This window comes from Altererythrobacter xiamenensis, assembly GCF_900177715.1.
GTDB lineage: Bacteria > Pseudomonadota > Alphaproteobacteria > Sphingomonadales > Sphingomonadaceae > Erythrobacter > Erythrobacter xiamenensis.
This window is the reverse complement of the sequence record NZ_FXWG01000002.1, coordinates 571,119-589,633: the sequence shown is the minus strand read 5'-3', so window position 1 is coordinate 589,633 and position 18,515 is coordinate 571,119. Positions and strand designations below refer to the sequence as shown.

Annotated in this window: 20 protein-coding genes; 10 read left to right on the top strand and 10 right to left on the bottom strand. The window is 61.9% G+C overall.

The window, feature by feature from the left end:
- Window positions 1-9 precede the first annotated feature (9 nt).
- From CCE89_RS08170 to CCE89_RS08145, 6 genes are all read right to left on the bottom strand, one after another.
- Entirely contained in the window at window positions 10-984 is a 975-nt protein-coding gene (locus CCE89_RS08170) for a HupE/UreJ family protein (RefSeq protein WP_086437539.1), read from the bottom strand.
- The gene (locus CCE89_RS08165; protein ID WP_086437538.1) at window positions 981-1,790 is read right to left on the bottom strand and encodes a peptidyl-prolyl cis-trans isomerase; all 810 of its coding nucleotides are present in this window, start codon (window positions 1,788-1,790) and stop codon (window positions 981-983) included. The genes CCE89_RS08170 and CCE89_RS08165 overlap by 4 nt, the downstream gene beginning before the upstream one ends.
- A complete protein-coding gene (locus CCE89_RS08160; protein WP_086437537.1) occupies window positions 1,787-3,718 on the bottom strand; it encodes a DUF3604 domain-containing protein in 1,932 nt (643 codons plus the stop codon). Before CCE89_RS08160 ends, CCE89_RS08165 begins: the two co-directional genes overlap by 4 nt.
- A gap of 86 nt (window positions 3,719-3,804) precedes the next feature.
- Window positions 3,805-4,437 (bottom strand): exopolysaccharide biosynthesis protein, encoded by a 633-nt coding sequence (locus CCE89_RS08155; RefSeq protein WP_086437536.1) that lies wholly within the window; start codon window positions 4,435-4,437, stop codon window positions 3,805-3,807.
- 55 nt (window positions 4,438-4,492) lie between these two features.
- Complete coding sequence (locus tag CCE89_RS08150) at window positions 4,493-4,945, bottom strand: MaoC family dehydratase (RefSeq protein ID WP_086437535.1); 453 nt, start codon at window positions 4,943-4,945, stop codon at window positions 4,493-4,495.
- Between the two features lie 6 nt (window positions 4,946-4,951).
- Window positions 4,952-6,034, bottom strand: coding sequence for a CaiB/BaiF CoA transferase family protein (locus CCE89_RS08145; protein ID WP_086437534.1), 1,083 nt, complete (start codon window positions 6,032-6,034; stop codon window positions 4,952-4,954).
- Window positions 6,035-6,160: 126 nt separating this feature from the next.
- Here CCE89_RS08145 and CCE89_RS08140 point away from each other — a divergent pair, with 126 nt between their 5' ends.
- Both CCE89_RS08140 and CCE89_RS08135 read left to right on the top strand, forming a co-directional pair.
- Window positions 6,161-6,607 (top strand): glycosyltransferase family protein, encoded by a 447-nt coding sequence (locus CCE89_RS08140; RefSeq protein ID WP_086437533.1) that lies wholly within the window; start codon window positions 6,161-6,163, stop codon window positions 6,605-6,607.
- Window positions 6,604-7,089: a glycosyltransferase gene (locus tag CCE89_RS08135; protein WP_086437532.1), complete on the top strand. Its 486-nt coding sequence runs from the start codon at window positions 6,604-6,606 to the stop codon at window positions 7,087-7,089. The genes CCE89_RS08140 and CCE89_RS08135 overlap by 4 nt, the downstream gene beginning before the upstream one ends.
- 2 nt (window positions 7,090-7,091) lie before the next feature.
- Here the strand turns inward: CCE89_RS08135 and CCE89_RS08130 are convergent, their stop codons facing one another.
- A complete protein-coding gene (locus tag CCE89_RS08130) occupies window positions 7,092-7,526 on the bottom strand; it encodes a hypothetical protein (RefSeq protein ID WP_159456625.1) in 435 nt (144 codons plus the stop codon).
- Between the two features lie 314 nt (window positions 7,527-7,840).
- Between CCE89_RS08130 and CCE89_RS08125 the strand changes: the two genes are divergently transcribed.
- Together CCE89_RS08125 and CCE89_RS08120 are read left to right on the top strand one after the other, a co-directional pair.
- Window positions 7,841-8,530, top strand: a complete 690-nt coding sequence (locus CCE89_RS08125; RefSeq protein ID WP_086437530.1) for a polysaccharide biosynthesis/export family protein — start codon at window positions 7,841-7,843, stop codon at window positions 8,528-8,530.
- Window positions 8,531-8,537: 7 nt separating this feature from the next.
- Window positions 8,538-9,536, top strand: coding sequence for a Wzz/FepE/Etk N-terminal domain-containing protein (locus CCE89_RS08120; protein WP_086437529.1), 999 nt, complete (start codon window positions 8,538-8,540; stop codon window positions 9,534-9,536).
- Here the strand turns inward: CCE89_RS08120 and CCE89_RS08115 are convergent.
- Complete coding sequence (locus tag CCE89_RS08115; protein ID WP_086437528.1) at window positions 9,533-10,108, bottom strand: NADPH-dependent FMN reductase; 576 nt, start codon at window positions 10,106-10,108, stop codon at window positions 9,533-9,535. The genes CCE89_RS08120 and CCE89_RS08115 overlap by 4 nt on opposite strands.
- A 174-nt stretch (window positions 10,109-10,282) precedes the next feature.
- On the opposite strand from CCE89_RS08115, the gene CCE89_RS08110 reads away from it, so the two are divergent.
- The 5 genes from CCE89_RS08110 to CCE89_RS08090 are packed head-to-tail and all read left to right on the top strand — an operon-like array spanning window position 10,283 to window position 15,380.
- Complete coding sequence (locus CCE89_RS08110; RefSeq protein WP_086438038.1) at window positions 10,283-10,792, top strand: 2Fe-2S iron-sulfur cluster-binding protein; 510 nt, start codon at window positions 10,283-10,285, stop codon at window positions 10,790-10,792.
- Window positions 10,789-11,775, top strand: a complete 987-nt coding sequence (locus tag CCE89_RS08105) for an FAD binding domain-containing protein (protein WP_086437527.1) — start codon at window positions 10,789-10,791, stop codon at window positions 11,773-11,775. Before CCE89_RS08110 ends, CCE89_RS08105 begins: the two co-directional genes overlap by 4 nt.
- On the top strand, window positions 11,772-13,961 hold the full coding sequence (locus CCE89_RS08100; RefSeq protein ID WP_086437526.1) for a xanthine dehydrogenase family protein molybdopterin-binding subunit: 2,190 nt from the start codon (window positions 11,772-11,774) through the stop codon (window positions 13,959-13,961). The genes CCE89_RS08105 and CCE89_RS08100 overlap by 4 nt, the downstream gene beginning before the upstream one ends.
- Window positions 13,961-14,812 (top strand): XdhC family protein, encoded by an 852-nt coding sequence (locus tag CCE89_RS08095; protein ID WP_086437525.1) that lies wholly within the window; start codon window positions 13,961-13,963, stop codon window positions 14,810-14,812. Before CCE89_RS08100 ends, CCE89_RS08095 begins: the two co-directional genes overlap by 1 nt.
- Window positions 14,799-15,380, top strand: a complete 582-nt coding sequence (locus CCE89_RS08090) for a nucleotidyltransferase family protein (RefSeq protein ID WP_159456624.1) — start codon at window positions 14,799-14,801, stop codon at window positions 15,378-15,380. Before CCE89_RS08095 ends, CCE89_RS08090 begins: the two co-directional genes overlap by 14 nt.
- 537 nt (window positions 15,381-15,917) lie before the next feature.
- On the opposite strand, the gene CCE89_RS08085 is transcribed toward CCE89_RS08090, so the two are convergent.
- The gene (locus CCE89_RS08085; RefSeq protein WP_086437523.1) at window positions 15,918-16,763 is read right to left on the bottom strand and encodes an MlaD family protein; all 846 of its coding nucleotides are present in this window, start codon (window positions 16,761-16,763) and stop codon (window positions 15,918-15,920) included.
- Window positions 16,764-17,098: 335 nt separating this feature from the next.
- On the bottom strand, window positions 17,099-17,278 hold the full coding sequence (locus tag CCE89_RS08080; protein WP_011415907.1) for a hypothetical protein: 180 nt from the start codon (window positions 17,276-17,278) through the stop codon (window positions 17,099-17,101).
- Window positions 17,279-17,386: 108 nt separating this feature from the next.
- Between CCE89_RS08080 and CCE89_RS08075 the strand changes: the two genes are divergently transcribed.
- Window positions 17,387-18,514, top strand: coding sequence for an HlyD family secretion protein (locus tag CCE89_RS08075; protein WP_234990000.1), 1,128 nt, complete (start codon window positions 17,387-17,389; stop codon window positions 18,512-18,514).
- Window position 18,515 lies beyond the last annotated feature (1 nt).

Sequence of the window (18,515 nt, the reverse complement as noted above, 5' to 3'; positions counted from 1 at the left end):
GCCGGGAGCCTAGCCAACCAGCCGGTCAATCAGCCAGTAGCTTGCGGTAATGCCGATCCCGTAGGTAGTGAAACGGAGCGCGGGCGCTTCTGCCTTGGGAGCAAGGCGAACAACCGCCCAGCGCATCGCAATTACCGCGGCGATCACCAGCAGTTGGCCTGCCTCGACACCGATGTTGAAGGCGAGCAATGCCGCGGGCACCTCGCCTTCGGGCAGGCCGATCTCGCGGAGCGCGCCTGCAAAACCGAAGCCGTGGACGAGGCCGAACCCGAAGGCGACGATCCAAGGCCAGCGCCGCGTCCAGGTCTCGCGATCGGTGCGCAGCAACTCCACTGCGAGGAATACGATGGAAAGCGCAATCAGCGCCTCGACCGGGCGTTGCGCAAGGCCGGTGTAGCCCAATGTCGTCGCCACCAGCGTGATCGAATGTGCGATCGTGAACGCGGTCGCAGCCTTCACCACCGCCCAGCCTTTCACCACCAGCAGCACCAGCGCGATCACGAAGAGCAGGTGGTCCCAGCCCATCAGAATGTGCTCGGCCCCGATGATGAAATAGGTTTCGAGGACCTGCCAGCGGCCCGGCTCGGCCAGGATGGTGGCGGTTGGTGCGCCTGCCGTCAGGCGGTGGCTCTGCACCGGGCGGCCTAGCGGAGCGACCCGCACCAGCGCATCGGCATTGCCGGCGAGCTCGGGCAAGGCAATCTCGCCTCCTGCGATCTCTCCGCGACAGGTTACGTCGGCATTGCCCAACAGAGCGGCAGCGCCCTCGCGCAGGCGCGGTTCACCGACGATTCGGCAATTTGCGGGCACGCGCGGAATGACCGGTATTACCCGTCCACCGCCCGCAAATGGTTGCTTCCAGTCAAGCGTCCATTCGCCCGGGACCCTTTCCGTAAAGTCGAGCGCGAAAGGTCTGATCTCGTCCGCCCGCGCAGGAGACATCGCCAAGGCCAGCGCGAGAGCCGCCAGCAGCCAACGGATCATCGCGCAATCTCGACGCGATAGGCATCTCGCAGCAGTTCGTAGGCCTCCTGCTTGCGCGCGGCGACAGTGGCGGCGCGCCAGTCATCTTCAACCTCATCGCGAATGTCTTCATACGGGGGCACGTCGCCTGCCTGCACCTCGCGCAGACGAACCAGATGCCAGCCAAGCCCGGAGGCGATCGGTCCCTGCCAAGTGCCGCCTGCTTCAAGCGGATCGAGCGAGCGGACAAATTGCTCACCGAAGCGATCCTGCACTTCGCGGCGAGCCTCGTCATCGACGCTGGCAGGCAGGCTGATCCGCTCTCCCTCGCCCTGCCAATCGGCACCACGCTCGAGCCTTGTAAGCGCCTCCTGCGCCGCCGCCTCTTCCTCGAACCAAAGCTGATCGAAGGAATAACGCGCATCGCGGGCGAACCGATCCGGGTGGGTTTCAAGCCAGTCCTGCAAGGTGTCATCGCTGGGCGTTGCCGCCTCGGCCTGCGCCGCCGCGATCAAGTCCATTTTCTGCGACAGCCGCCTGCGGACGATGGCATCGTCACGGTCCAGACCCAGCCGCAGGGCTTCGCGATAAAGCACTTCCTCACGTACATAGCGCTCGATCTGCATATCGAGCTCGGCGTCTGTGGGCGCACGCCCCATCAGCCGTTCGTAGCCGAGCGCGATCTGCGCCTGCGTCTCGCGGTCCACATCGATCACACGGCTCGCCGGATCGACCTCTTCGCCGCGCCAGGCGAAGAAGGCGAAGACCAGAGCACCGCCGATCAGGAAATGGACGAGTGGTTCGCGCGTCCAGCCAGACAGGGTCACCCTACCTCCATGATTGCAGGCGGAGCAGGCTTGAGCCAAATCGGCGAGGTGTAGGCGCGCTCCTGCGCGACCGCATCGGCCATCGCCGCTTCAGGCAGCTTGATACCGAAGCGGACCATGTCGAACAGCGTCCAGCGCGGCGTCGGTATCTCGAGCACGCGGACGTAATAGAAAGCCCGCTGGCCCTCGCGATAATCGGGATCGGTCCACACGCTGCGCAGTTCGGCGGCGCCGATGTCATTGGTGTATGTCGCTGTCTTGCGGTCGACCGTGTCGCCGACTGCCGGAACCTTGCCGCCAGTCAACGAGCGCTCGTCCATGTCGCTCCATACGACGTCATAGACGCGCTCCTGCATTTCGCCCGAGGCATCGACCCAGCCCTTCACGACCTGAACCCGGTCGAGATTTGCCCCGTCGGGATCTTTCAACGCGGAGATCATGAAGCGCGGCGCCTTGCCGCCATCGCGCAACTCGCCGCCCATCGGCACGCCGCGGCCATAGCCGCTGCGCACCCAGTCACCGTCCCAGTCCGCCTCGGTAAAGTCGAACCCGCCGAAGACGCGCACCGTCATGCGCGGGCCGGTGGTGGCATAAACCTCGCGCCGCTTGAACGCATCGAAGATTTCGGCGCGCGTATTGCCCCGCGCCCAGGCCGCGGCATAACCGCCCGCGAGATAATGCCAGCCGAACCGGTCTGCCGTGACGCCGAGATTCTGCCCATTGAGCGCGCGTTGCTTGACCGCTGGCTCACTGCCGGTGTGCTTGCCGAAGAAATTGTCCTCATCGCCCGTCGCCAGCGCCGTATGGCTGTCGGTCGAGCCGATCAGGCCGAAGGCATAGGGATTGACGCCCAGCCTTTCCTCGATCGAAATTCCGCGCTTCAAGGCCTCGCGAATGTAGCTGCCGGCGTACATGTCGGGCGTCGAGCGGATCGTCATCGAGAGATTGCCGAGCTCCCAGCCCTTGTCGCCGAAGCCTGCAAATTCGTCATTGGGCGAAAGGAAACTGTGCGTTTCGCTGTCGCCCTTGATCTGGGTGACTTCGACGACCGGTTCGGCATTGGCCCGCTTGCGCGCATATTCTGCGGTCATCGCGCCACCATCGGGCATGGTGAGCTCGAACATCAGCCCGTTAGAAACATTGGAGTTGTGCGGGATGGCGAGCACCTGGCCCCCGGTCGCCTCTTCATAAGCGAGCATGTAATCCCACAACCCTTCGACTTCAGTCTCGAGGCCCGGATAGGGCAGCACCTGCTTGGTCCGCGCGCTGCCATCGCGGAACATCACCACGCGGTGGAGATTGTTGCCGCCCGGCATCAATGAATATTCGAAACCGGCAAAGGCGGTGAACTCGCCCGGCCGGTTGTACCGGTCGAGAATGTCGAGATGCGAGGTCCACACGTCGCGGGTGTTTTCCTCTTGCTCCTCGGGAGAGGACAGCAACGCCTCCGGCAAAGTGTCAGTCGCCGCCGCCGCAATCAGCTCGCCGATGGCGCGCTGCGATTGCTCGGGGCTTTCGTGCATCATGTCATACCAGCGCAGCACCGTGTCATCGCCCATCGCGACGACCGCCATGCGCGGAGCATTGTAGAGCCTGCGCGTCGATCCGAGGCCGTCGGAGTGGTCGGATATGACGAGAAAATCGAGCGGGCGGGCGAGTTTCGCCTTGGTCCCGGTGGTAGAGGTGACTTCCTGCCCGCTGGCGAACTTCAGCGCGTCTTCCGGGCCGAGGCGGACGCCGAAACCAAACGCGTCGATCGAATTGTCGGTGTGGAGGTGGGTATCGCCCCAATAGGGCCGGTCGGGAAATTCTGCGAGCTCGATTGCTCCTTCGCCGTCTCCCGCCTGTTCCTCGCTAGCGACCTCCGTGCACGCCGAAAGCGCCAGGGCCGAAATGCCGACCAGTCCGGCCGTCCAGAATCTCCGCATGGTCTCTCCCCTCCCTTGGTAAACCATTCAGGAGGGTTTGCGCCGCGAAGCGGCAGGCCGTCAAGCTGCCGAAGGTGATAAGAGGCTCAGATAAAGCCGCCGGACCCTTCTGCACTCTCGGAACCGCTGTCCGAGGTGTAGTAGTAATAGGTCCCGAATCCGATCGCCGCGATGGACAGGGCAATCGCGATCAGCATCAGCAAACCGTCGCGCACCGTGAGCGCCAGCCCGAAAGATGCGATCGCGAGCATCGGCGCGCTGCTTGCAAATGGCAGCAATTCCAGGGGTGGCACTGTGACGCAGAGCAGCAGGATCATCACTGCGGCGATCTTGTGCCACAGCGGCCGCGTGAAGCGTTCCATCCGACCGTGGAACCAGTGATCCAGCTTCTCGGCACTATTTGCGAGCTTTTCCGCAGATTCCCCGAGCTTCTTGCCACTCACGGAGCGGTTCTCGATCCAGCCCGGCACCCACACATGCTCGGCGCCGAACAGCAATTGCACGGCAATGAAGGCGCAGATCACGGCTAGGAAAGTGGGGACGCCGGGAATCCCACCGACCGGTGTGATCTCGATCAGCGCGAAGATCATCAGGAACGGGCCGAAACTGCGCCGCCCGAACTCATCCAGCACATCACCGATGCTGACATCGCTCTTGTGCTCGGCAACGTCTTCGAGTGCCTCGACGGCTTCCTCGACGCTTTGCGGTTCCTTGCTCATTCGCACCTCCGGGAAAGGTAACGGACGAAATCTGATTTGGGGTCCCTGCCCCCGCTTACCCCGAGGATTTTTGCAGCAGCGCGCTGCGAAGGCAGCGGCAGACGACCTCGTCGCGCTGGTTCATCATTTCATGCGCGAAAGTGACGATACCCGCTTCGGGACGGGACTTGCTTTCACGCAATTCCGTGACCTCGCTCGCGGCGCGCAAGGTATCTCCGATGAACACCGGCTTGGGCGTGACGACATCGGTGAAACCGAGGTTCGCCACCAGTGTGCCAAGTGTCGTGTCACCGACCGACAGGCCCACGAGCAGCGAGAATGTGAAGGTCGAATTGACCAGTATCTGGCCAAAGCCGCTCGCCTTGGCCGCTTCCACATCGAGATGCAGCGGCTGCGGGTTATGCGTCATGGTGGAGAACAGCAGGTTGTCCGTCTCGGTCACCGTCCGCCGGATCTCGTGTTCGATCCGGTCGCCGACCTGCCATTCGTCGAAGTATCTTCCTGCCATTGCGACCTACCCTTCCGCTTTCCAGCGTTCGACCACGTCGCCGCCGTCCATGGCGCTATCGCGGATTGTGGAGGGCGTCCGGCTGAACCGAGGGGCTGGCGCGGTGTGCCAGGTGCCGTCGCGCTCTACATAGGCGCCGCGCGCCTTCATGTGCGGGTGGTCACGCGCTTCGTCGACGCCGACGACCGGCGCGAAACACGCATCGCTGCCTTCGAGCAGTTCGCTCCATTCCGCCGCGGTCTTCGTCTTGAACAGCGCCGCGAGTTTCTCGGCGTAGTCGTCCCAGTTGGCCGGGTTCATCTGGCCCTCGCGCAGTTCGGCAGGCGCATCGGTCTTCTCGAGCAGCTCTGCATAGAATTGCGGTTCGATCGCGCCGAGGCTGATCTCCTTGCCGTCAGCGCATTCATAACAACGATAGAAATGCGCCGCTCCGCCCAGCATGCCCTTGCCGCGTTCGGTCGTGAGATAGGGCACGTGGCGCGCTCCGAAGAAGAAGCTCATCAGGCTGGTCGCACCATCGACGATCGCAGCATCGACCACCTGCCCCTCGCCCGACCGTTCGCGCTCGTAGAGCGCCGCCAGGATCCCGAGCGCGCAATACATCGATCCGCCGCCGAAATCGCCGACGAGGTTCTGTGGCGGCGTCGCGGTTTCGCCCGCTTTGCCGACAGCAGCGAGCGCGCCGGTGATGGCGATGTAATTGATGTCATGGCCGGCCGCCTGGGCGAGCGGACCGTCCTGTCCCCAGCCCGTCATCCGGGCGTAAACGAGGCGTGGGTTTGCGGCGAGCAGTTCGTCCGGGCCCAGCCCCAGCCGCTCCATCACGCCAGGGCGAAAACCCTCGATCAGAACATCTGCATGGCTCGCGGCATCCTGACAGAATGCGCGGCCTTCCTCGCTTTTCACATCCACGGCGACGCGGTGACGCGCGCGTTCGACGACCGGATTGGTGATCTGACCGCCTTGCCGCTCGATACGGACGACCTCCGCACCCATATCCGCCAGCATCATGGCGACATGCGGTCCCGGTCCGATCCCGATGAACTCGACGACTTTCAGCCCTGTAAGCGGCCCCTTCGATTGCGACATTTCCTTGATCTCCCTTCGCGCCGCTGCATGGCGCGCCGCCGCCGAAGTGGCAAGAGCACTTTAGAACAGGGGCACAATCGCCCGGCGGCGATTGACTTTGCCAGATCGTGCCAAGGATATGGGCCGATGGCACGCGTGCTTCTTGCAGCTTCGGGTGGCGGACACCTCGACCAGCTTGCGCTCATTATCGGGGGCGAAAGCGCTCGCGATGTGCTGCTTGCCACCACGGATGTCGAGCATGGCCGCGCGCGCGGTTTCCACGGTGTCGCGGGCCTGCCCGATTGCAACTTGCGCGAGACGGTAAGGGCGGCGCGATGCTGTCTCGCGGCCCATGCCCTCGTGCGGCGCGAGCGGCCCGAGGTGGTTATCTCTACAGGCGCAGCGCCGGGATTTTTCTGTATCCTGTGGGGGAGGATTTACGGCGCGCGCACGCTCTGGATAGACAGCATCGCCAATGCGGAAGAGCTGTCGCTCAGCGGCAGGCTGGCGAGCCGGATCGCTGACCGCTGCCTGACACAGTGGCAACATCTCGCTGACGGAGAGCGCGTGCATTTTGCAGGAGCTGTATTGTGATCCTGCTGACCGTGGGGAAGCAGTTACCCTTCGACCGCCTCGTGATGGCAGTCGACGCACTCGCCCCCGATTTGCCTGAACCGGTCATCGCTCAGGTCGGGCATAGCGGATTCCAGCGGCAGAACATCGAGACCCACGCTCGATTGTCAGCGCGGGCTTTCGAAGACCTTGCTGCGCGCGCAACGCTTATCGTCGCGCACGCCGGGATCGGCTCAGTTCTGCTCGCCCGCAGATTGCAAAAGCCGATCGTGTTGATGCCGCGCCGTGCCGATCTGGGCGAACATCGCAACGACCATCAGCTTTCAACGGCGAAGCAGCTCGAAGATAGTGAGGCCATATTCGTCGCCTGGGAGGAGAAGGAACTTGCTCAGACGATAAAGCATGCCCTGCATTCGCCGCCTGTCGGTGAGCGCGCAAGCCCATCCCTCGCGAGGCTGCGCAAAGCGACCGCAAGCTTCATCGCCAAGGGCGACCTTCCCTGAACTCAAGCCGGCAGATCCCGCGACGTCTTCCAGCCAGTCCATGCCGCAAAGCCGACCAAGAGGCTCAGCCCCACATCGAACCACCAATTCAGTCGGAGTCCGCCGTACAGCAGGCTGTCGATCGGATGGAAGGAGATCAGGCGCAGCGCAATCAGGCCAAGCATCGCGAAGGCTGCCAACTGCGCGACACCGAGGGCCTGCCTCCGCTTGTCTCCCTGTGATCGCGCCCAGTTCCTCACCAAGATCGGAACCACCAGCAAGACCAGCAGGATAGCAATGACAGAAAGCGGCCCTTGCCACGCGGTTCGACCTTCGTATGCGCCACTTTCGCGCGCCACATCCCGCAGATACTCGTCAAAGCGGTCCTCGATCACCAGAATTCGGTTGAGCGCGAGAATGACGAACAGCCCCGCGATCGAAAACCAGCCGGGTTGCAATCGCGAAGTTCTTGCCGCCCCGTCCCGCGAAATGGTCCCGGCGAGCATGCAAAGCACTGACACACCGATATAAATCGCAGCCGCAGCAAGGCTCAAAGCGGTTGGATAAACTGCCATTGCGCACCCTTTCTGCTGGACCGATCCGCCGCAGGATAGCGAAAACGGCGATTAAATCGCCGCAACGGGGGGGAGATTGCCCACAGTTGCGGCTCTAGGCTCAGTTGCTTCGATTTTTCCTGCATTCTAGCCTGTTTGGCAACTCTCATGGGACCTGCGAATTAATGCACCAGAGGTTTGGATCGGGCCGCATACGAATGACGTGCGCTGCGCTTGCGATTGCGAGCCTGTCTGCCTGCGCCAACGCCCCGCCGGTCGAAGTCGGTGCGGTCGCCAGCGAACCGGTCAGCGCTCTGGGGCAGGACGACTACAGCGCCACTCTCGACCCGGCCTATGTGCTGCGTCCCAGCGATGTCATCTCGATCACCGTGTTTCGTGAGCCGGACTTCAGTGTCGAGCGGCTCCCGATCGGTTCCGACGGCACGGTTGCCCTGCCGCTGGTCGGAACCGTGACTGCGGCCGGCAAGGGTGCTCAAGACCTGTCGCGCGAACTCACCTGGCGGCTCGACGAGGCCGGGCTCAAGCATCCGAGCGTGACCATCAACGTGCTCGACCATGCGTCGCATCTCGTGACCGTCGAAGGCGGCGTCGAGGAACCGGGGGTCTATCCCTTCCAGCCCGGCGCACGGCTATCTTCGGCGCTGGCCCTTGCAAACGGTCCCAATCGGGTCGCAAAGCTTCGCGAAGTCGCGATTTTCCGCGAAACGCCCGATGGTCTTGCAGTCGCGAAATTCGATTACGTCGAGGTGCGGCGCGGCGCGATGCTCGATCCGGTGATCCAGCCCGGAGACCGCGTCGTGGTCGGCATATCCGGCCTGTCGCAGTTCTGGCAGGATTTCCTGCGCGCCATGCCGGCCTTCGGTATCTTTGCGAACGCGGCGAGGTGATCGGGCGATGAACCAGCACACTTCTCCTCCTATTCCTTCCGGCGATGGCGGAAGGCATTGGGTCGACCAGTTCTTGCCACAGCACGGACTGGCTCGTCCGCGTGAGAGCGGCCCGCTCAGCGCATCCTTCCTGCGCGGCGTCGTCTATCGCCAGCGTTTTCTGATCGCTGCCACCATCGGGGTGGTCATGCTTGCAGGGCTGATCGTGACCCTCCTCATGACGCCGGTTTACGAGGCCACGGCGACGGTCCGGATCGATCCCTATGCGAGTAATATCGTGGAGGGGCAGGATGCAATCTCTCACAGATTATCCGCTGCGCAGCCAGGCTATGCTGGGCCTTGCGGCCTTCGCATTCGCGCTTCTCTATCGACACGCCTTTCCCGAGGAGGCGCGCCCATGAGGACAATTGCCTGGCTTTTTGCACTGGGGTTCATCGGCGCGGTTACCGTGTTCGCGCAGGTCGATCGCCAGTCCCGGATATCTCCAGAAGTGGCGCGATATGTGCCGGAAGTCTTCGCGTCCTTCGCCCAAAGGCACTCTACGGCTCAAGACCTGCTGGATCGCAATCCCGAAACCGCCACGGAGGTTGCGCGCAGCTTGGTAGCCAATCGTCCGATGCCAGCCGAGAACCTGCGGATGTATGCCCAAGCTCGTGCTCTCGCCGGGGACGAACAACAGGCCGTAGCCGCGATCGTACAGGCGGCGCAGCGCGGCTGGCGCGATGAGCCGACCCAACGTGCCATGCTCGAAATCGCTCTGGAAGCGGGAGACCGCCGCGAGGCAGCTCGGCGGCTGGCGGCGTGGTGGGCGCTCAGTCGGGACCGGGCCTTGCTCGAACCGCTTGCCAACCGGGTGCTTGTTCAGGAGGACGCTCGTGCCGAGATGGCGCGGTTGCTCGCGGAAGAACCACGCTGGAAAGCCAGTTTCGACCGGTTGGCGCCTGACCTGCTTGATCCCGCGATCCTGCGCGATATCGAAGAGCGGCGCAAAGGGCCGGAAAGCTAACTGTCCGATCCGGCCCCAAGCGAAAGCGAGCGCGCGCCCATGACGACCTGCTCGCCCACCAGTTCGAGCTGCGCGCGCGTTTTCTCGTCCAGGCAGTCCCCCTCGGCTGAGAACAAATCCGGTCGGGAAGTAATCGTCGCCCCCATTGGCGTCGGCCAGCCGCGCAGCGCATGGGTGATGGCCCGCAACGTGGTGAGCGTCCCCATGGAAGCTTGCTCGCCTCCAGCGGTCGCAATCAGACCTACCGCGCGAGCATGCAGGTATGGCCGGCGATCACTCGCCAGGTCCTCCATGAAATCGAGCGCATTCTTGACAACGCCCGAAATGGTGCCGTGATAGCCCGGTGCGGCGATCAGAAGTCCGTCTGCTTCGCGCACGGCATCGATCAGTTCGACCGCATCGCCCGTCGCGTGTCCCGGCCCGCCATAATGCGGGAGGTGGCGCAAATAGTCTCCGCCGAAGACCTTGATCTCGGCCCCTCGGGACTCTGCATGGCGCGCCGCAAAGCGCAGCGCAGTCTCCGTCATGCTGTTGTCATTTACTGTCCCGCCAAGGGCGACGATGCGGACCATGCATGCTCCATAAGGTTTGCTTCCAACGGCCCTAGCCTATTGGCCCGCCGGGTGCGAACCCCTTTGTTGGGACATGGCTATGAATCGGCCTGCCGACAGTCCATTTTCCAAACATTCGAGAATTCCCGGACACATTCTCCTGCCCGACTGTTGATCCCCGTAAAGGAGACAGCCGTGGCTGACACGATCACCGTAAACGGAAGCGAGCATTCCATCCCCGATGACCCGCGGGTGACGCTCCTCGATTTCCTGCGCCACAACCTCGACCTGACGGGAACCAAGAAAGGGTGCGACCACGGCCAGTGCGGCGCCTGCACGGTCATCGTCAACGGTATCCGGATCAACAGTTGCCTGACGCTCGCGGTCATGCACGACGGCGATAGCGTGACCACGATCGAGGGCTTGGGAACGACGGACGAGCCCTCCCCGCTACAGCAAGCCTTCCTTGAACATGATGGTTACCAATGCGGCTATTGCACGCCGGGCCAGATCTGCTCGGCCACCGCGATGCTTCAGGAAATCGCCAACAACTGGCCCAGCGATGCGAGCGATGATCTCGAAGGATCGATCGCGATCAGCGGCGAGGAAATCCGCGAGCGCATGAGCGGCAATCTGTGCCGCTGCGGCGCCTACGCGAACATCGTCGCTGCAATCGAACACGTGGCGGGTGGAGAAAAGCCATGAGGCCGTTCCAGTACAGCCGCGCACGCACCCTGACTGACGCGGCGCAAATGTCAGCCGATGAGGATACTCTCGCCATCGCCGGCGGTACCAATCTCCTCGACCTGATGAAACTGCAGGTCGAAACGCCTGGCCAACTGACCGATATCAATCAGATCGGCTTGAGGGAAATCGAAGATACCGAAGACGGCGGCCTGCGTATCGGAGCCCTCGCTAGCAATACGGAAACGGCCGTCCACCCGCGCGTACGGGCTGACTATCCCGTCCTCGCGCGTGCAATCCTGGCTGGGGCGACGCAGCAATTGCGCAACAAGGCGACGACCGGCGGTAACCTCTGCCAGCGAACGCGCTGCTTCTATTTCACCAAGCCCGATCAGCCCTGCAACAAGCGCGAACCGGGCAGCGGCTGCGGAGCGATCGAGGGCAATGCGAAATTGCATGCGATTCTCGGCACCAGCAGCCAGTGCATTGCCACCTATCCCGGCGATATGGCTGTCGCGATGAGCGCGCTCGATGCGACGGTGCATATCAGCGGTTCCAATTCGGAAGAGCGAAGCGTCGCGGTCCGGGACTTTCATTGCCTTCCCGGCGACACCCCGTGGATCGAGAATGTTCTCGAACCCGGCGAGTTGATCACCGCCGTGACCTTGCCCGCACCGATCGGTGGGACACAGATCTACCGCAAGGTTCGCGAACGCTCATCCTACGCCTTCGCGCTCGTTTCGATCGCTGCGGTGATCGAGATGAAAAGCGACGTGTTTTCCCGCGCCGATCTCGCTTTCGGCGGACTGGCGCACAAGCCCTGGCATGATCCGCGGATATCCGAGGAACTGGTGGGTCAGCCCCCTTCCCCCGAACTTTTCGACAGGGCAGCCGACATCCTCCTCGAAGGGGCAGAGGGTTTTGGCGAGAACGATTTCAAGATTCCGCTGGCGCGCCGCACTCTGCATGCGGTCCTCGCCCAGGCAACGGAGGATGCGACATGAGCGTCCATCTCAAACAGGACAAACCCGACACAGCCAACCGCCTCGACGACATGAAGCAGGGCGTATTGGGAGAAGCCATCCCGCGCGTCGAAGGACTGCTCAAGGTCACTGGCGAAGCGCCCTATGCCGCCGAATACGCGATCGAGAATTGTGCCGAGGGCGTGCTCGTGACCGCGACGATCACGCGCGGCGAAGTGATCTCGATCGACAAGGACAGCGTGCTCGAAATGCCGGGCGTCATCGCCGTGATCGACGATGAGCGGCTGACGACCCGGGCAGCGCAAGGCACCGCCAACGAGGCCCCGCAACAGAAACCGCGAAGCGTCTGCTACTGGGGTCAGCCGATCGCTCTTGTCGTGGCCGAGACGTTCGAGGAAGCGCGCGACGCAGCCAAGCACCTCAAGGTCGAATATCGAGAGGAAGAGGGCGCACCCGTCGACCCCTCTGCAGTCGAACGGGAAGAGCAGGAAGACGAAACTGTCAACCAAGGTGATCTCGCGCATGCGATGGCCAAGGCCGCGCATAGCGTCGATGTGACTTATACCACCAAGGGACACGCTTCGGCAGCGATGGAGCCGCACGCAGCCATCGCCGACTGGGATGGCGAAAGGCTCACCGTCCGCGCCTCCCTGCAAATGCTGAACTATAACATCTCGGAATTGGCCGACGCCCTTGAAATGGAAGAGGACAAGGTTCGCTTGATCTCACGTTTTGTCGGCGGCGGGTTCGGATCGAAACTCGGCATCAGCGAAGAAACCGTCGCGGCCTCGCTCGCCGCAATGGAGCTTGGTCGACCGGTCCGTGTCGTCATGTCGCGCCAGCAAGTGTTTCAGGGCATCATGCGGCGCAGCGAAACGACGCAGAGATTACGGCTCGCTGCAGACGAAGATGGCAGGCTGACAGGCTTTGGCCACGAGGCGCTCGTCTCCAACCTGCCAGGCGAAACATTTGCCGAACCCGTTCTCCAGTCGTCCCATTTCCTTTACGCCGGCGAAAACCGCGAGCTCAGGCTCAATGTCGCGCGCATCCACCAGATGACCGCAGGTTCGGTCCGCGCGCCGGGAGAGGCCGTGGGGATGCCAGCGCTCGAAGGCGCGATGGACGTGCTTGCGGAGAAGGCTGGCATCGATCCCGTAGAACTGCGCCTCCGCAATATTCCCGAGGAAAATCCCGAGGAAGGACTGCCCTTCTCTTCCCACAAACTCGCCGAATGCCTCCGCCAAGGCGCAGAAGCCTTCGGTTGGGACAGCGGCCCGCGTAAGCCCCGACAGTCGCAAGACGGCGAATGGTGGGTCGGCACCGGCATGGCGAGCGCAGCGCGCGTTCACAATATCTCTGAGGCGAAAGCGCGGGTGACGCTCAAAGCTGACGGCACGGCGCTCGTCGAAACAGACATGACCGACATCGGCACCGGCACCTACACCATCCTGGCGCAGATAGCGGGCGAGATGCTCGGCCTCGATCCCCAGAAGGTGCTCGTCGACCTTGGCGATACAGCGCATCCCCGAGGGCCGGGTTCGGGCGGAAGCTGGGGCGCTGCCTCGGTCGGCTCGGCCGTATTCGTTGCCTGCAAGGCCATCAGGGAAGATCTGGCCAAGCGCGCCGGTGCCAGCGAAGACGAACTGGAATTTCGCGATGGCAAGGCTGCGTCCGGCCAGTCGATCACCGAACTGCTCGACGGCGAAACCATCGCCCGGGAAGGCCATTATGAGCCCGGCGACATCAAGGATGATTTCACCGCTTCCGGTTTCGGCGCGTTCTTCGCAAAGGTTCGCGTCAATCGCTTCACCGGCGAAACGAGGGTCGACAATATGCTCGGCGCCTTTGGCTTCGGCCGGGTGCTCAACCGCAAGACCGCCCGCTCGCAATGCCTCGGCGGAATTACCTGGAGCATTGGCGCTGCATTGACGGAAGCATTGGAGTTCGATCCGCGCGACGGTCACCTCGTCAATTGCGACCTCGCCGAATATCATGTGCCCGTCCATCGCGATGTGCCCGATTGCGACGTCATCATGGTGGAGGAGCGTGACCCGGCCGCGAGCCCGATTCAGGCGAAGGGCATTGGCGAGCTCGGCATGTGCGGCGGTGCAGCGGCCATTGCGAACGCGATCTACAACGCCTGCGGCGCACGCCTGTTCGATTACCCGATGACGCCGGACCGCGTGCTGGCGGCGATGCCCGACTAATGCTCGACAAACTTACCCTTCCGGCGGTTCAGGACGAAGAGCACCAAGCCCTCGCAGCGGCCTGCGAACCGGGCGTGGGGCTCGCCACGATCGTCGGGATCGAAGGAAGTTTCTCGCGCCGCCTAGGGTCGCAACTCGCTGTACGACCCGATGGCTCGACGGTCGGCTCGCTTTCGGACGGATGCCTCGAAGCGCAAATCGCGTCGGACATTGCATCCGCCCGAGATGCGAGGGTTATCCGCTATGGCCATGGGTCATCGACAATCGACTTCCGGCTTCCGTGTGGAGGCGGGCTCGACATCCTGCTTCAGCCCCATCCGGACCGCCTGGCGTGCCGCCAGGCGGTCCGCAAGCTGAACGCGCGCAAGAAAGCTTCCCTCGACCTGCCGTTTCCATCGCCACTCTTCGCCCGCACATATTTGCCGTCGCTGAGGCTCGTGGCCTTTGGCGAAGGTGCCGAACTGGAGATGTTCGCCACAGTGGCCCGGGCGATGGGGCTGGAAATCGACACGCGATCGAAACAGGATCTGTCGCTCGGCAGAGCGGCCAGGCAATGCGAAATCGACGCCTGGACCGCAGTTGTACTGCTGTTTCACGATCACGAATGGGAGATCCCATTGCTCGAACAGGCGCTCGCCAGCGAGGCCTTCTACATAGGAGCGCAAGGCGGCGAAAAAGCCGTGATCGCGCGCTCCTTAGCGCTCACCGCAGCGGGAATTCCGGAAGAAACGAGCGCCCGGATTACCAGCCCACTTGGCATCATCCCCGCCTGCAAATCCCCCCGGGCTCTCGCCCTATCAGCAATATCAGAAGTGGTCGCAAACTATGAAAACCTCCTTGTCACGTCCTAAAACGGACATTGCATTTGTCCTTCTTGCTGCGGGTCGCAGCGAACGGTTCGGCAGCAACAAGCTGCTTGCCGATTTTCAGGGAAAGCCGCTCTGGCATTGGGCTGCCGAAGCCGCAGAGAACGCCGGGTTCGAGAAGCTGTTTCTCGTTTGCAATCCCGATAGCTTGCTGGAACCTCGCAAGGGCTGGCGCCGCGTCATAAACCACGATGCGGGCCGCGGCATGGGCAACTCGATTGCGAAGGGCATGAGCACGTGCAGGCATTGTTCGAGCGCGGTGGTCGCCCTTGCCGACATGCCGTTTGTGACGGCCGAGCATTTGCAGGCGCTCATCGACTCTGAATGCATTGCTTTCACCGAATACGGCACTGAAGGCATGGGATGCCCAGCCGCATTTCCGCAATCGGCTTTCAGCAAGCTGCGCAGGCTTGACGGCGATAGGGGGGCAAGTGCCCTAAAGTGGAAGGGTGCTGTCGCTCTTGCCCCACGAGAGGCATTGATGGCCAGCGATGTCGACACGGTCGAACAGCTCGAGGAGCTGCAGTTTGTGGCAAACGAACAAACAGCATAGCCTTATGGGCCCGTCATTGCGGGGATCAAGCCGTGCACACCCAGAACTACGTGAAGTCTTGGCTCATGCGTCGCGCGATGGTGTCGGTGCGGGCAAGTAAGAGCCGCGGCCCGATCCCTCAAAAACTTCGCGATTCTTTTTCGAAAATTTCCGCTTGATCGCGAGCTGTAATGAATGTTCAAATGGTGCCAGAAGAGGCATCACATTCGAACTCCTTTTCCGTTTAATTTCTGATGTTTAGATATTTCGGTCAAGCTGAAAAGCCCGCAAAAGGCCCGCAAAATCCCTCTAATGTATTGGTTCGATGCCTTTTTTAGGACTCGGAATTTCAATTTCGAACTTGACCGCGGAGTAGGTCGTTATCCGCTTTGCGCTCCAATCTCCGCTATTCTACGGGCTGCGCGCTCTGCCCGGAAGCAGTCATCCGTTCGGTTTATTTTAAATCATCGATGTTCGCTCCAGCTTCTCTTCTTTTAGCCCGATAGTCTGGGAGGGGAGGATTTGATGTAATTCCCTCAACCTGAATATTTTCGTTTTTTAACTGAGAGGAGCAAGTTCGCGACTAAGCTCGCGAAGGTCCGTTTCACCTTCAACCAGAGAATCTTCGACCGCCGGAATGCCACTCCTTATCTGGGAAAGTTTGTTTTCAGCGTTCTGCACCCCCTCCCTGAATTGGCGAAGGCGTCTTTGCGCGATAGCCGAAGCGCTCCCGCCTGAGATCCGCCGATCTGCATCTCGAAGATTATTTCCCCATCCACCAACCCTTTGCCTTAAGTCTAACAATCTTCCTTTTGTTGAGGCCAATTGTTCGTCCCAACCTTCGGCGTCCGATGCGAGTGCGGTCGTCGTGACTCGAAGCCGGACAAGATCGGAGGTGATCACCCGTTGCTTTTCTGGCTCCAGTCCTTCGTTCAGAGCGCGAATGCTATTTGCCACGGTCTCTACAGTGGCGGTCGCATCCCTCCCGAATAGTCCGGTTTCGTCCGCGGCGGGAATGATCTTTTTTCCTGACTTGTCGGTGTAAATGCCCTGACGACCCCGTCGGCCCTCGAGCACCAGCGCAGCCTCGCCGGTAATCAGATTGGTGCTGATTGTCGCTTCAAGGCCAAGGACTTTCGCCGCAAAAGGATCGAGAGTCAGAACAACGAGCACGTTTTCCGGTCCATTTTCCGCCAGGCGGACCGATGTTACCCGACCCACAGGAACTCCCGATAGTGTTACGGTCGATCCCGGCTGAAGGCCTTCCACTGAGCGATCAAACCTGACGAGATATGTTCCCTGATTTGGTTTGGGATCGATGAAACACACAGCGAAAGCGATGGTCGTAAGCATCAGAATGCCACCGATCCACCCCACTACGGAGAAGTTTGCGCTAGTTTCCATCTAGCACGCCGACAGCGGTTTGTTCGTCCGGCAGAGGTGCCGATGCATGGAAAGTTCGCGTTCCGCATGCTCCATTGGGGTGTCCGCTATAGAACATGACCGAGGCTCGTCTCCTGGCGCAATCGCCTCGACCGGGGCCTCCGGGCGTATCGGATGTTTCTAGATTTGAGATCGGCCTAGTCCCAACACGGACGCGATGCCGCCCAGCCCGTGACGACCGTATATTGCTATGACTTGCGCAAGCCGCGTCCGGTCATTCATGCGCGAAGGCGTCATGTCTTCCAGGCCGCTGCTGGAGGATGTGATTTCAAGTCGCCTGGCGATGTCCGTCTGGTTCAGGGCAGGAGCTCTGAGCTGCGCCAACACACGCCACTGCGTACGATTGAGGCCAGCGGCTGTGCTCGGTCATCGAATGGCTTGCACGCGGCGCGGCTGATCTCGTCCATCATGAAGATCATTCGATTGTCGTCGGTGATGACATTGTCGAGTGCGAGAGTGCCCTCATCTTCCGTCATGAGACATTCCTAACGATCGGAGAAAAGTAGTAAAGGACTTTCGCATTTTGTTTTGGCCGCTATATCGCTCGCGCAACGGCTCAAACGATGGCGAGGAGCGAAATAATCATGGCGGACGAGACAGCAGGGGCTAGCGATGAAGGCGCACGTCCGACGGGGTTGTCCAGTCCGCGGGTCCGGCTGGGTCTGCTGATCGCCGGCATTCTGGTCCTGCTCGCCGGGAGCTACTGGTATTACAATCATCAGACGTACGGCAGATTCCAGCAGTCCACCGACAACGCTTACATTGCCGCCGACAGCGTCATCATCTCCCCCAAAATTGCGGGCTACGTCGAGCGCGTATTAGTGACGGAGAATCAAACGGTCGCGTCGGGCGATGCACTTGTCCAGCTGGACGTGCGAGATTATCGTGCCCAAACGAACCAGGTCGAAGCCCAGATCGCCGCGTCGCTCGCCGGAGCAGATACGGTACGCGCCCAGCAACAAGAGCAGGACGCGGCAATTGCCCAGGCCCGTGCACAACTCGCAGCGGCATCTGCACAGGCTGGTCTCGCTGCTGAGCAGGTTGTCCGGTACCGCCCCCTTGCCGCTTCGGGAGCGGAGCCGCGCGAGAGGCTCGATCAGCTGGAGGCCCAGGCCAGAGAAGCGCAGGCTCAAGTCGCGGCAGCGCGCGCCGCGCTCACGGCGGCACAGCGCCGACAGAACACGCTTAGCGAGCAGATAGACCAGGCCAATTCGCAAGCCAACGCCGCTCGTGCGCAACTCGAGGCCGCCCGTCTGAACCTGTCATCGACCACGCTCCAGGCCAGTATTTCCGGGCGGGTGGGTGACCTCACGGTCCGACCTGGACAATTTGTCCAGCCTGGCCAACGCCTTATGAGCGTCGTACCGACCGACCGCCTCTACGTGACAGCAAATTTCAAGGAAACGCAGCTCGGACTTGTCCGCCCGGGGCAACCCGTCACCTTGGAAATCGACGCGCTGCCGGACCTCGAGCTATTAGGAAGAGTGGAGAGCATCGCGCCGGGTACCGGTGCGGAATTCTCAATCCTTCCGCCACAGAACGCGACGGGTAATTTCACCAAGATCGTTCAGCGCGTCCCGGTGCGCATATCCATTCAGGCTTCGCCCGAGATTCTGCGTCTACTGGTGCCGGGCATGTCTGTTGTCGCGAGTGTCGATACGCGCGCCGCCAGAGACGAACTCGATTCGATCCGCAACGCGGCGGGAGCTTGAC